General features: G+C 62.5%; 9 protein-coding genes. 2 read left to right on the top strand and 7 right to left on the bottom strand.

The genetic code is table 11. From position 1 onward, the window contains the following. Positions 1–35: 35 nt before the first annotated feature. Both R3F42_02380 and R3F42_02375 read right to left on the bottom strand, forming a co-directional pair. Complete coding sequence (locus R3F42_02380; GenBank protein ID MEZ5540869.1) at positions 36–3,149, bottom strand: multidrug efflux RND transporter permease subunit; 3,114 nt, start codon at positions 3,147–3,149, stop codon at positions 36–38. 12 nt (positions 3,150–3,161) lie between these two features. Beyond that, positions 3,162–4,301 carry an efflux RND transporter periplasmic adaptor subunit gene (locus R3F42_02375; protein ID MEZ5540868.1) on the bottom strand — a complete coding sequence of 380 codons (1,140 nt, stop codon included), beginning with the start codon at positions 4,299–4,301 and terminating at the stop codon, positions 3,162–3,164. Positions 4,302–4,742: 441 nt separating this feature from the next. Here R3F42_02375 and R3F42_02370 point away from each other — a divergent pair, with 441 nt between their 5' ends. Next, the gene (locus tag R3F42_02370) at positions 4,743–6,593 is read left to right on the top strand and encodes a hypothetical protein (protein ID MEZ5540867.1); all 1,851 of its coding nucleotides are present in this window, start codon (positions 4,743–4,745) and stop codon (positions 6,591–6,593) included. 167 nt (positions 6,594–6,760) lie between these two features. Beyond that, a complete protein-coding gene (locus R3F42_02365) occupies positions 6,761–8,113 on the top strand; it encodes an ankyrin repeat domain-containing protein (GenBank protein ID MEZ5540866.1) in 1,353 nt (450 codons plus the stop codon). Between the two features lie 57 nt (positions 8,114–8,170). Here R3F42_02365 and R3F42_02360 read toward each other — a convergent pair whose 3' ends face one another. From R3F42_02360 to R3F42_02340, 5 genes are all read right to left on the bottom strand, one after another. Then, positions 8,171–9,427 (bottom strand): hypothetical protein, encoded by a 1,257-nt coding sequence (locus tag R3F42_02360; GenBank protein MEZ5540865.1) that lies wholly within the window; start codon positions 9,425–9,427, stop codon positions 8,171–8,173. A 232-nt stretch (positions 9,428–9,659) separates the two neighbouring features. Continuing rightward, a complete protein-coding gene (locus R3F42_02355) occupies positions 9,660–10,034 on the bottom strand; it encodes a response regulator (protein ID MEZ5540864.1) in 375 nt (124 codons plus the stop codon). 3 nt (positions 10,035–10,037) lie between these two features. Then, on the bottom strand, positions 10,038–10,430 hold the full coding sequence (locus R3F42_02350; GenBank protein MEZ5540863.1) for an Hpt domain-containing protein: 393 nt from the start codon (positions 10,428–10,430) through the stop codon (positions 10,038–10,040). Beyond that, positions 10,417–10,809: a response regulator gene (locus R3F42_02345; protein ID MEZ5540862.1), complete on the bottom strand. Its 393-nt coding sequence runs from the start codon at positions 10,807–10,809 to the stop codon at positions 10,417–10,419. The genes R3F42_02350 and R3F42_02345 overlap by 14 nt, the downstream gene beginning before the upstream one ends. Positions 10,810–10,849: 40 nt before the next feature. Continuing rightward, positions 10,850–13,864 (bottom strand): PAS domain S-box protein, encoded by a 3,015-nt coding sequence (locus R3F42_02340; protein MEZ5540861.1) that lies wholly within the window; start codon positions 13,862–13,864, stop codon positions 10,850–10,852. Positions 13,865–14,061 lie beyond the last annotated feature (197 nt).

Genomic DNA, 14,061 nt, shown 5'->3' with positions numbered 1-14,061 from the left:
CGGCCGCGGGGCCGGCACGGCTGCCGGGGTGCGGCTCAGGCCTCCTGGCGGCCGGTCCGGTCGCCGAGCAGCCAGCGCACCACCACGAAGAAAACCGGCACGAACAGCACGCCGAGCACCGTGGCGCCGACCATGCCGCCCATCACACCCGTGCCGATGGCGTGCCGGCTGTTGGCGCCGGCGCCGGTGGAAACCGCGAGCGGCAGTACGCCGAGGATGAACGCGATCGAGGTCATCAGGATCGGCCGGAACCGCAGCCGGCAGGCCTCGAGCGTGGCGTCCAGCACGCTGCGGCCCTGCCTGTGCAGGGTGTTGGCGAATTCGATGATCAGGATCGCGTTCTTGGCGGACAGGCCGATGACTGCGATCAGGCCGACCTTGAAGTAGACGTCATTCTCGAGTCCGCGCAGCCAGGTAAAGCTGAGTGCCCCGAGCACACCGAGTGGCACCACCAGCATGACCGCCATGGGTATCGACCAGCTTTCGTACAGCGCCGCCAGCGCCAGGAACACCACCAGCAGCGAGAGCGCGAACAGCACCGGCGCCTGCTGGCCGGAAATGATTTCCTGCAGCGACTGGCCCGACCACTCGTAGCCGATGCCGGCAGGCAGGTCCGCGCGCACGATCTGCTGCATGGCCGCCATCGCCTGGCCCGAGCTGTGGCCAGGCGCCGCGGCACCGTTGATCTGGACTGCGGGACTGCCGTTGTAGTGGTCGATCGCCGGCGGCGCGATGGACCAGCTCGGCGTCACCAGGCTGGACAGCGGCACCATGTTGTCGATATCGCCGTCGCTGCCCGGGATGTAGAAGTGGTTCAGGTCGTCGATGCGGCTGCGGTACGCCGCATCCGCCTGCAACAGTACCTTGAGCACGCGGCCCTTGTAGTTGAAGTCATTGGCGTATACCGGTGCGAGCATCAGCCGGATGGATTCGTAGACATCCTGCAGGTCGAGTCCCATGGACTGCGCCTGCACACGATCCACCTCGAGGTGCAGCTCGGGCGCCTCTTCCAGCTGGTTGGGCCGCACCCCGAAGAGACGCGGATCCTGCGCGGCCTTGCCGAGCAGGGTGTTGCGTGCCGCCAACAGCTGCGCGTGTCCGAGTCCGGCACGGTCCTCGAGCCGGAAATCGAAGCCGCCGAAGCGGCCCAGCCCGCGTATGGTGGGCAGGTTGATCACGAACATGCGCGCGCCCTTGATGGCAGACAGCGCACCGTTCGCCCACTGGATGAAGGCGTTTACCTGGTCGCCGGCCGCACGGCGCTCGTCCCAGTGCTTGAGGCGGATGAATCCGAGGCCTACGTTCTCGCCCTGGCCGACGAAGCTGAAACCCGCCACGTCGAATACCTTGTCGACGGCGGGGTGTCCCTGCAGGATCCGCTCCATTTCACGCAGGACGCCCCCCGTGCGCTCCATGCTGGCGCCGGGCGGCAGCTGCACGATGACGAGCACATAGCCCTGGTCTTCCTCGGGCAGGAAGCTGGTCGGCAGGCGGGTGAACAGCAGCACCGCGATGCCCACCAGCAGCACGAACGCGACCATCCAGCGCGGTGTGTGGCGGATGGCGCGTGTCACGCGTGCCAGGTACATGCCGGTCAGGCCGTTGTAGAGCCGGTTGAAGCCGCGCAGCAACCGGTTCGGCTCCCCGTGCACCGGCTTGAGCAGCGCGGCGCATAGTGCCGGGGTGAAACTGAGCGCCATCAGCGCCGAGATCGCCATGGAGATCGCGATGGTCAGCGAGAACTGACGGTAGATCACCCCCACGCTGCCGCCGACCAGCGCCATGGGGATGAATACCGCGGCCAGCACCGTGGTCATGGCGATCACCGCACCGGTGATCTGGTCCATCGCCTTGCGCGTGGCTTCCTTCGGTGGCAGCCCTTCCTCGGTCATGATGCGTTCCACGTTCTCCACCACCACGATCGCATCGTCCACCACCAGGCCGATGGCCAGGACCAGGCCGAACAGGGTGAGCACATTGATGGAGAAACCGGCCAGGTACATGCCGGCAAACGCGCTGGTCAGCGCCACCGGCACTACCAGGGTGGGGATCAGGGTCGCGCGCAGGTTCTGCAGGAACAGGAGGATGACGAGGAATACCAGTATCACCGCCTCGAACAGGGTGTAGATCACCTCCTGGATGGAGATGCTGATGAACTGCGTGCTGTCGTAGGGCACCAGCCAGCTCACGCCGGGGGGGAAGTAGTCGTCGAGTTCATCCATTTTGGTGCGGATCGCGGCGGCAACCTGCAGGGCGTTGGCCTCGGGTGCCAGCAGGATCGCGAATCCGGCGATCGGGTCGCCGTCGAGATGCACGTCGTGACCGTAGGATTCCGCGCCCAGTGTCACCCGTGCCACGTCCTTCAGGCGCACGCTGCTGCCGTCGAGATTGGTGCGCAGAATGATGTCGCCGAACTGTTCCTGCGAGGTGAAGCGGCTGGCGGCATTGACCGCTGCGGTGAAGCCCTGGCCGGGCGGGGCCGGCTCGGCGCCGATGCTGCCGGCGGCGATCTGCACGTTCTGCGCGCGTACCGCTGCCAGCACCTGCGCGGCGCTCAGGCCGTAACCATGCAACTGGTCCGGGTTGAGCCAGATGCGCATGGCATAGGCGGCGCCGAACAGATTGGCATCGCCAACACCCGGCAGCCGCCGCACCGGATCGAGCACCTGGGCCGCGATCAGGTTGTTCAGGGCGTAGGTATCCATGGCCGGATCGGTGGAGTGCAACGCAACCACCATGAGGAAGTCGTTGTTGGCTTTGGACACGGTAAGGCCGTTCTGTATCACTTCCTGCGGCAGGCGTGGCTGCGCCACGCTGAGACGGTTCTGCACCTGTACCTGGGCGATATCCGGATCGGTGCCGCTCTCGAAGGTCAGCGTGATCTGTGCCGTGCCGTTGGAACGCGAGGTCGATTCGAAGTAGAGCAGGTTGTCGACCCCGGTCAGCTGTTGTTCGATCACCGAGGTCACGGTTTTCTCGATCACCTCCGCGCTGGCACCGGGGTAGACGGCGTTGATGCTGATTTGGGGCGGGGCGATCGGCGGGTAGGCCGACACCGGCAGGTTGAAGATGGCGGCTGCGCCAGCCAATGTGATCAGAATGGCGATCACCCAGGCGAAGATCGGCCGGTCGATGAAAAAGCGTGGCATGATGCGCCGGCCTCAGTGGGTATTCGCGGGTGCGGCGGCCTGCGGCGCCGCTACCGGCTTGGCGCTGCCGCCCGGCTGGACTTTCTGCAGGCCCTCGACGATCACCTGTTCACCCGTGCCCAGCTCGCCCGTTACGATCCAGCCGCTCGTGGTCATGCCATGGGTCTGGAGGCGACGCTGCGCAACCTTGCCAGCGGCATCCACGGTCAGCGCATAGGCGCCCGCGCTGTCGCGGGTGACCGCGGACTGCGGCAGGATGTAGGCGGCGTCGAGCGTGCCGGTGGTCAGACGCAGGTTCACGAACATGCCCGGCAGCAGGGCATGTTCCGGGTTGGGCAGGACGGCGCGCAGGGAGAGTGCGCCGGTGCCGGGATCGACGGCGAGGTCGGAGAAATCGAGTGTGCCGGGATGCCCGTAGGCCGTGCCGTCCGGCAGCTGCACCTCCACCGGGGCGGCAGCCTGCGGCGCCCTGATGCCGCCCTGGAGCTCGCGCAACTCCGCGACGGACAGGCTGAAATTGACGTACAGCGGATCGATCTGTTCGATGCTGGTGAGCCGGGTTGCCTCACCCTGGCCGACGAGGGCACCCTCGGTTACCAGCGAACGCCCGGCGCGCCCGGCGATCGGTGCGGTGACGGTGGCATAGCCCAAATCCAGGCGTGCGCTTTCCACGTCGGCCTGGGCCTGCTTGACGGCCGCTGCAGTGCTGCGCTCGGCGGCCAGCGCATCATCCAGATCCTGGGTGGAGATCAGCTGTTTTTCTGCCAGTTCCCGGAAGCGTTTGGCCGTCGCCGCGGCGTTGGCGGCATCTGCGCGCGCGCGGGCCAGGGCGGCCTCGCGCGCATGCAGGGCCGTCTCGAGCGGGGCGGGATCGATGCGATAGAGAACCGTGCCCTGTGCGACGTCAGTGCCTTCCCGGTAACTGCGCTCGAGGATGATGCCCGCGACCCGGGCCCGGACCTCTGCGACCCGGGTGGGCGCCAGCCGGCCGACCAGTTCCCGGGTGAGCGGTATGGCGCCCGGTGTCACCTCGATCACGGCAACCTCCGCCGGCGGCGGTGCGCTCGCGGGGGGCTTGGGTGTGGCCTGCTCGCAGGCGGCCAGCAGCGGGACGAGGGCGGTCAGCTGTACGAGAAGTGCGAGGTTTTTCATAGGGCGTCCTGGCTGGAATGCGCGGCGGCAGGCACAGCTTGCGTATTGTAGTCCACGGTGCTGGCTTGCATGTACCGCCCGTCGGCGGATTCCCGTGCGCGACAGATCCAGATCATAACCCGGATTTTACTTTAGTGCGGATCCCAGGCGTGCCAGCCGCGCCGGCGCAGCTCGTGCACGGGAATGAGGCGCGCATGGTTCTGTGATCTGCGAAGGTAATTTGAGATCGATCAATGTCATGTCCATTCACTATGGATAGACTCCCTCCAGTATTTGTACTGAACCGCCACCGGTGGAGGTGAGGTTTGCCGGTACGTTGTACCTGGCATAGGACCGGTGGCTTGGCCGTGCGGTTCAATCCTTGCGGTAGCCGCCATGTCTGCATTCAGTGCTCACTATCCAGCAACCTGATTGAGTCAATTGATTCGAGGGGAATACAAAATGAGATCGATTCAAAGCAAGCCCTGGCGCCTACGTGCCCTGCAGGCCGCCGTCGCCGTTGCGCTCGGCACGGTCGGTACCGCACAGGCAGTCGTGGTGCAGCACATCGCAGGACACACCTTCACGGCCGACGACCTGGTGGCGGACTTTACCGGTCGTACCTTCGGCCCCGCAGGCAACGGGCGCTATCAGGCCACCCTGTGCGGTCTGCCGGGTTTGCCCGTCTGTGATGCCGACCATGCGCCCATACCCGGCTCCGAAGCGGTCACGCTGTTTCCGATCGATAGCGAGTTCGGCTTCAACGTGGTTCCTTTCGCCGCGGCTTTCACCAAGGTGATCGGCGACGGTGTCTGGGGCGAGGGCTGGATCGGCAACATCAAGGATCTCAGTAACAAGAAGATCGGTCTGGAGTTCTCCGATGCCGAAACGGATTTCTTCAAGGTGCCGGCGCCGCTGGGTACCTGGTGCGCCGGCATCGGCGAGACGGCGGTGAAGTGCTCGACCGAGCGCTACGTGGTGATGGAGCACGTCCTGACCTGCCACGAGACCGTGGCCTATATGGAAAACGATCCGGAGCGGGCGGATCCGGTCGATGGCACGCAGCCGATACTGCTGAGCCCGGAGGACGGCACCCCGCTGGTCGACTGCGCGACCAAGAAGCTCGACAATGACCCGTACGTTATCAATGCCAACGGCCCGTTTACCGGCATGCTGCTCAGCGACGCGGTGCTGGCCGGTTTTACCACACCGGAAGATCCGCTGACCTACCTCGATCCCAACGAATCGACGATCCTGGAGGACATTGCCTACACGGCCGATTATTCCATCACCGCCAAGGATGACGGCAAGCCGCTGTATCGCTGGGGCACGCTGATCAAGAAACCCAACGATATTCGCATCTACGCGCGCATGAAACTCCCGGACGCCTGGAAGAGCGGTGGCGCCTGTGAAAGCCTGAATGGTGGACTCGGCTGCCGCGTGACCAAGGCGACCCTGTACATCTATCACAACATCACCAACAACCCGAACGACCAGGTACGTCCCGAGGACATGGAGAACGAGGGCGCCACCGGCCGCCTGCCGGGCTACGATATCGATGTCAACGTGGCGGACTACGGCGCCGGGTCCTGGACCTCGGATGTCGATTGCTACGAGGCGGATGGTCACTTCATGCCCGCAGGTACGGTACTGAAGAATACCGACATGGCACTCGGCGGCGTGGATGCCATTGTCGGCACCGATCCCTATGCCTGGTCGACCGACCTGGAAGAGGGCTACAGCAATGCCTGGGCCACCACCGTGGACCGTGAGCCCTTCGAGTGGTCCTACGACACCGACGGGGACGGTGCGGCGGACTACAGCGTACGCGAACCCGTGCTGGCAACCCCGGGTGATACGCTGCTGTCCGGGCCGCGCTGGCGCCTGACGGCGGGCAAGTTCGGGCAGGACGTTCCTGGCCTGGATATCCCGAACGTGAACTGTGCGCCGCCGCCCTACCAGAAGGACCTCATCAAGTACACGGTTGGCGACTCAGTGCCACCGAACGGGCGGGATGTCTTTGACATGCTGAGCTGGAATCCTGCCGATGTGCGCAGCGTGACCGACCCGGATACCAGTGACCCGGTCTCGCCGCTGACGTTCACCAGCGGCTGGGTCGATCACACGGCGAATGAAGGCACGATCATCAACCCCGCCGTGGCAGTGGTCAATCCAAACCTCGACGCGGTCACTATCAATGGCGCGCCGGTATCGAGTGACTTCGACCTGTCGATCTACGTCAAGGGTGACCGCAAGCCGACCCAGCTATACACGGCGTGGCTGATCGTCGAATACGATGACGGTAACCCGTAACTATCGGAGCATCTCAGTCAAGTGAAGCGAGGGACCCGCCAGACGGGTCCCGAGCGGAACAAAACCGGTTTGTTGATACTCTACAAGAGGGGGCGATTGCTCCCTCTTTTTTTTAGCCGGCTGTTTCCGGCAATTTACAATCCCCAACCTTGTGAAACAGGAAGACCATGTTCAAACGCTTGGCATTACCAGACACCTTGCATATCCGACGCTCGTGCTGTGCCGTGATGATCGCCATCCTCGCAACTCCGGCTATAGCCGCCGAACCGACCGGTCCTGTCGACTTCGGTAATGAGACGGATGTCACTATTACCCGCACCCTGGACCCGAATCACCCCCTGCCTCCGGCAGAGTCGCTGCTTCCTCCGCTACCGGTCCCGAAGTCAACGAATGCCATACCCGGTACGACAGCCCTGGCGCGCGCGGCAATCCGCGGCGACCTCGATGCCATCAGGGATGAGCTGGAAAACGGTGCCGATATCAACGAACAGGATCCCGACGGGACAACAGCCCTGGCCCATGCGGCCGCGGCCGGCCAGGTTGCCGCCATCAGGCTGCTGCTCGCCCGGGGTGCCGCCGTTGATCGCTCCGATAACTCCGGTGCCACGCCCTTGATGCAGACCGTTGCTGGCGGACATCTCGAGGCTGCAGCCGCGCTTGTCGAGCATGGCGCGAATGTCAACGCGCGGTTGAGCAAGAGCAAGAGCACCGTGCTCATTCTGGCCGCCTGGCACGGCAGGACCGCGATCGCCCGGTTGCTGCTCGACAAGGGCGCCGACATGAATGCAGTCAATACCGGTCATGTCAGCGCCCTGATGACTGCACTTGAACGTCGACAGTCGGAGATTGCCAGTCTTTTGCTGGAGCGCGGTGCACGTATCGACGCCGTCAGCCGCAGCGGGATGACCGTGCTGGATATTGCCGCCATGGCTGATGACAGTACGACGGTGGAAACACTCCTGAAACGGGGGCTGGAAGTGAATCGCCAGGACAGGAGCGGACGTACCGCCCTGATGCGGGCCGCCATGCGGGGCGCTACCGGCGCCATGCAGGCGCTGATCAAAGCCGGCGCCAGCGTGAACGCCGTCACCGGCAACGGGACGACAGCCCTGATCATTGCAATCGTGAACAGCGAGGCGGGATCCGCACAGCTGTTGCTGGAGAAGGGTGCCGATGTAAACGCCCGGACCACCGATCTGGGTGCTAGCGCCCTGCTGTGGGCTGCCGGCAGAAACAACCCGGACTTGATACGCCTGCTCCTGGAACACAAGGCCGATCCGAACCTGGCCGACAAGAGCGGCCGGACTGCACTGATGATTGCCGCCGACCACGGTAACAGGGCGATCGTTGAACTGCTGCTGGCAGCCAAAGCCGATCCGTCCCTGAAAAGCAAGGGTGGCATGTCTGCAGCTGACTATGCCAATCGCAAGCGGCACGAACAGCTGCTGCCGCTGCTTGTCAAGGGCAGTTCACAGGCCGATACCGTGACGGTGCCGAATGCCGGCGCGGGTGCCGAGTAGTGGGCCAGCAGTATTTGATCCGATCGTAAAATACCCACGGCCGAGAGGATTTATGCGTTAGTCGCGCCCGCTGAGGGACAGGGTCTGGAAATTGCCGCCGATGGACGCCTGTTCGCGCGTGCGGTTATAGACCTCCTGGCCGACATTGACCGCTAGCAATGACCATTCCGCCGGATCGTCCCAGTGTGCGCCGAACTCGGTGCGCAGATCGGTGTCGGTTATGTCGGTCGCAACCTTGTCCAGCCGTGCCGCGGTGGCTGCACGCACCGCGTGCAGCAGCTGCGGGAACGTAATACGGACAGTAAATGTCCGGCCGCTGAACGGGGCATGCTGCGTGGGTGTGCCAGCAGAACTGTACAGCGCATAACCGGTGCGGGCCTCATGTGCCGTCTCGCCGCTGGCGGGTATCGGACCATGTACCACGGGCATGCCACCCTGGGCAGGATCAGCGCGTACCGCCGCATCCCTGAACCAGTCGACGGCATCCCAGTCTTCGATGCCGCTGCGGTAGACGGCGATATTGAGCAGGTACTGGATCTGGCACAGCCTGCCGGGGCCGCCCAGGGTATGCAGGCAGTGCCGGTTGAGTAGCGTGAAGGCGAGTTGCTGCTTGGCCTGGGCTGATGTCTCAGACGCCTGGGAATCGGCTGCAGGGAGTAGGACCCGCGCGACCGACTGGGTGCTGCGGATCTCGAGCAGTGGTTCGAGTCCGTTCGCGGACCGCTGCCAGGGCAGGATGCCGAAGGCAGTGCCGGTGCCGAAGCGGAATGCGACGAAGGTGCCGGTGATAAAGGCATTGTTACCGGTGCCGTTACGGCCCGTGGCCGGGAAGGGTTGCAGGAACGGCGTACGTCCCGTGGCGTCACGTCCGTTAGTGGTGAACAGCGCTACGCCACCGTTTGCGGCAGCGGGGTTCAGATGTACGAAGGCGTCTCCCGCCATGCGGTGTGCTGCCGGGTCGCATGCGGCGAGATCCCCGACGGGTGTCCAGGTCATGCCGAGTTCCGGGGTGTAGTCGATGCCGGTCAGTTCATGCGACCGCTGCACATACGGATTGCCGTGCGCGGCGGTCGGACCGTTCGCGGCCGTCCGGTCGCAACCGGTGCCCTCGCCGAAGAACAGGACCTTGAGTCCTGGCGCCAGTAATTCCTGGTCGTTGCGCGGATTCCAGGCTGAATAGACGCGCTGCGTGCCGGGAAAGTCCGGCGTGCCACCCTCGTAACGGTAACCGTTGACCGTCAAGACGTCGGCATGCAGGCAATTGCAGGCGATCGCGAGTCCGAAGCAAAAGATCCGGCCAAGAGGATGGGGCATGTCGGCAGCGCTCGGTTGAAGCAGATGCCGTTATGACAGCAGCCAGATTGAATGATTCCTGCGCGGTGCTGGCGTCAGGTGGGCGGGATTCGACGACCCTCGGCGCTGCCGGTCCGTGACGACCGGACGACGGCCAGTCATGTGGTATCACGCTTGCACGGATGCTAAATGGGCGCGCTGCATGACGCCGGCGTTTCGCGGGACCGGTGCCGCAATCATGTCGTCCCCGGGGTCAGGCCGACTGGCGCGCCTCGGCATAGTGGTGCAAGATGCTGTAGAGTGATTCCGGATCGACCGGCTTCTGCAGGAATTCCACGGCACCCAAGTCGGTCATTTCGTTATACAGGAACGGATTTGTGCTGCCGGAGAATGCGATGACCGGTATCGCCCGTGTCTGCCGCGACTTTTTCAGGTTGAGAAGGGCGTTGCGGCCGGTGCCTGCCGGCATCTCCACATCCAGTAGTATCACATCCGGCTGATGTTTCACGCTGAAGCTCATCGCCTGCATGGCATCGACGGCGGTGATGACGTCGCAGCCCATCGCGGCGAGCCAGGTTTCGAAATAACAGTTCAGTTCTCGGTCATCGTCTGCAATCAGGATCTTCATGGTCTATACCTCCCGGTTGGGTTTGTCGGTGGTGTCGGTTGCGGCGTGCAGCGTGGTTGCCACTGTGCTGTCGATCACATGCTGCAGTTGTTCGAAAAGTATTTCCAGCGTGCGCATGTCGGTACGGTTCGGGCTGTGCGACGGGTCGAGCTGGCTGAGGAATGCATCGTATTCGCGTGCTGCGACGCTGATGTCCCGGCAACCGAAACTTCCGGCAGAGCCGGCCAGCTGATGCGTGAGCTTGTGCAATTCACCTAGTGCCTGCGGTGCATCTGCATCCGTTCTCAGGCGGTCGAATTCATGCATGATCGCGCCCAGCTTGCCGGGCAGATTGCAGACATAGCTATACTGCAATGCGGCCAGCTTCTGCCTGGCCTGTAGACTAGGTGCTGACATGGGAACGCTCCCAGATGGATCTGATATTGTCGGCGAGCAGCATGGGGTCGAAGGGCTTGGGTATGACATCGAGCGCACCCATCGCCTTGTACTCGTTGATTTCGCTGCGTTGTGCCTTCGCCGTCATGAAGATTACCGGGGTGTCCTGTGTTGCCTGCAGCGAACGCAGTGCGCTCAGCGTCGAGGGGCCGTCCATATCCGGCATCATGACATCGAGCAGGATGAGATCGGGTTCGAAGGTCGTCGCCCGTTCCAGCGCCTCCTTGCCGGAATCGCAAACCTCCAGCGTGAAGCCGCCGACCATCTCGAGTGCGATACGGGCGATGGTCTGGATATCCGTTTCATCTTCCACGTACAGTATGCGTTGTGGTGTGTTCATGGCACATCTCCCGTTGGAGTCGCTGCCCGGGGTCGCGGTTTCATGCAGCCTCGGTCAGGTCCAGTACTGTTTTGAGCAGCGTCGCGCTGCTGGTATAGGATTTGACCAGCTTGGCGTCGAAGCTGAACATGGCGCTCTCGATGGAGTCCTCCTCCGAGAACAGCATGACTGGGTATTCGCGCTGCCTGATATCAGGTAGCAGATCAAGTCCGGAGCCATCAGGTAAGCCGATATCCAGCATGACCAGGTCATAGTCATGTTCGATAAGCAGCTTGCGCGCCTCCGCCAGTGACCGTGCCGGTATGATTTGCCAGGTGTCGGCCAGTATGGCCTGGACCAGCGCCAGCATGTCCGGGTCATCTTCGATATGGAGGATACGGCGGACCTGACAGCCATGTTGTACACACTGCAGTACGGCATCGACCAGTACTTCACCATCGATCGGCCTGTACAACTGCCTGATTGTGTCAGTTGTCACGGTCTGAACCGCATTGTCGTCCGCAGCATCGCAGAGCATGATTACCGGTATACCCACGTCCTGGACGCTCGGGGTGCTGGCAAAGGCCATGGCATCCCGAGCAGGCAGATCAAGTATCATGGCATCATAGTGTTGTTCATCCAGCAGGCGTACAGCAGCGGCGGTGTCGCTGCTCTTGTCGATGTCGAATCCGGCGTTGCGCAGCAGGAAATCGCAGTGCTCGGCAACAGCATCGTCCGCATTGCAGAGCAGGATCCGGAGCCGCCCTGGCAGCGCCACTGCAGTCGCTGGTGTGGTCGCGGGCAGTTCGAAGTAGAAGGTGGTGCCCTGTCCCGGCATGGTGTCGAAGCCGATTTTGCCACCGTGCCCCTCGATGATCGACTTGCATATGCTCAGACCGAGACCGGTGCCGCCGAGTTTGCGGCTGTCGGAAGAATCGGACTGACAGAATTTCTTAAACACGCTGTCCTGAAACTCGGACGGGATTCCCGTGCCATGGTCCGTGACCGAGACCCGCAACTGGTTGCCGTTGAGTCCTGCCGTGATCTCCACCACGCTGTTCTCAGGCGAGAACTTGACCGCGTTCGACAGCAGATTGACCATGACCTGGATGATCCTGTCGCGGTCGATATTGGCCTCGATATCGTCGGGGATCGCCGCGCATGCCAACGTAACATCGTGTTCCTGTGCATAGCCGGAACTTTCCCGGATGGCATATTCGAGCACGTCCCTGATCCCCATGGGTTCGAGCTGGTAGGAGTACTTGCCTGCCTCCATTTTCTCGATATCCAGCAAGTCATTGATGAGGCGAATGAGCCGCTCGACATTCTTGTTGGCGAGCCTGACGAGTTCCGTGCAATTGCGCGATATCTTGCCGGCCATTCCGCCTTCGATCAGCCGCAGTGAGCCGTGGATCGAGGTCAAGGGTGTGCGCAGTTCGTGACTAACGACGGAAATGAATTCGTTCTTGATGCGGTCGGCTGCCTTGCGCTCGGTGATATCACGCACCACGCCGGTGAACATGCGGGCGCCGCCGGCATACATCTCGCTGACAGCGAGGTCCATCGGGAAGACGCTGCCGTCGCGGCGCAGACCCTCAACCTCGCGGCCGATGCCGATAACCTTGCGTTCGCCGGTCAAGCAATAGTTTTCGAGATAGCCGTTATGCGCATGGCGGTATGACTCCGGCATCAGCAGGCTGACGTTTTTGCCGGCGACCTCCTCGGACCGGTAGCCGAATATCATCTCGGCAGCCGGGTTGAAGGATTCGATGATGCCTTTCTCGTTGATGGTGATGATGCCGTCAACCACGGTGTCGACGATGGCCTTGATATGTTCCACCTTGTCCTCGAGTTCGGCGGCTACCCGTGCGCGTTCGCGCTCATTCTTGGTGGCCTCGACCAGACTGGTGCAGGTGCTGGCAATCGGTTGCAGCGAATCAATAAGCTCAGCGTCGTAACCCTGCTTCCTGTTGGCCAGGCACAGCATGCCGATGACCTTGGCGCCACGCATGAACGGGATTCCGATGTAGGTGTTGGGTAGCGGCAGATAGTTGTCCAGTCCGGCAACATCCTGGATGACGGCGGCCGAGTCCAGCGTGACAATGCCTGCCTGATTGATGACTCTGCCGGTCAGCGTGTCCTGGCGAATCGACATGGCGCTGCCCTGCAACTCGTCGAAGGCGGCGTCATACAGTCCGTTGTTCTTCAGCGCGATTACGCGCAGGTAGCGGCTGCCATCCGGGTGATAGAGGATTTCGCCAAGATAACCGAACTCGCTGTCGGTAAGATCCAGCAGGTCGCCGATGATATTGAAGAAGATGTCGCCCGGTTCGATATCGCGAATGAAGTTCAGCTGTGACTTGCGGATGATCTCGAGCACGCGATGACGCTGCTCGATCTCGATCTGGCATCTGATTAGCTCGGAATGCAGGAAGGTCAGCACCTGGGTCAGTTTGCCGAGTTCGTTGATCATGCGCATCGGCTGCGTCGTGTGACTAACGGAGTGCATGAGCCGTTCCGCGGTGCGGGAAAGCGCCAGCAGCGGTTTGCGCACGCTGTTTTCATGGAGATAGTAACCGCCCAGCGCCGCCAGCACGATACTCGTCACCAGCAGCAGCTCGAAGATCCGCAGCTGCATCAGACCGCCGAAATGGTGGCTGCTGAAGTCGATGCCGGCGGAAAGGGTGAGCGGCAGATCGTCGCGCAGCCCCAGCGGCAGGCTGATATAGGTCTGGGTCGTGCTGGCGGGGATATGCTCCTGCTGCACGTGAATGCTGTTCTCGAGTGAGCCGTCCAGTTCGATGGACATCCAAGCGGGGTGCTGCTCCAGGGCCTGTTGCAACAGGTGAGAGGCCGCTGCCGCGTCTTCTTGTTCCAGGACACCCTGAACACGCTGGCCAAGAATCTGCAGGTAGTCGGCTTCGGCGCGCTGGCTGTTCTCGAGTACCTCGGAATAGACGCCGGGGAACCAGACCATATGCAGGTAGCCTGCAGAGAGCAACATCAGTGCGATCGGCAACAACAGCCTGTTGCGGTAACTGAATGCGCAGTCTGCGATCTTCTTCAGGCTGACCATATGTCGCGCCTCATGCCGGTTGTCATTCCCTGACTGCGCAGCAGCACCGCTTTGCCTCAGGCCAGTACCGACTGACGCTGCGCGTCCATTCTCGGATCGGGTTGCATTACAGCGACCGGCTCCTGTCCAACACCTACGGCGCAGTAAATGAATACTTGAGCAAAACACTCGGGTAAAGTGGAAAAAATAATCAATTA

Source organism: Pseudomonadota bacterium, assembly GCA_041395565.1.
In the GTDB taxonomy this organism is placed as follows: domain Bacteria; phylum Pseudomonadota; class Gammaproteobacteria; order UBA9214; family UBA9214; genus UBA9214.
The sequence above is the reverse complement of the archived record's forward strand: the minus strand, read 5'-3'. Positions and strand labels throughout refer to the sequence as shown.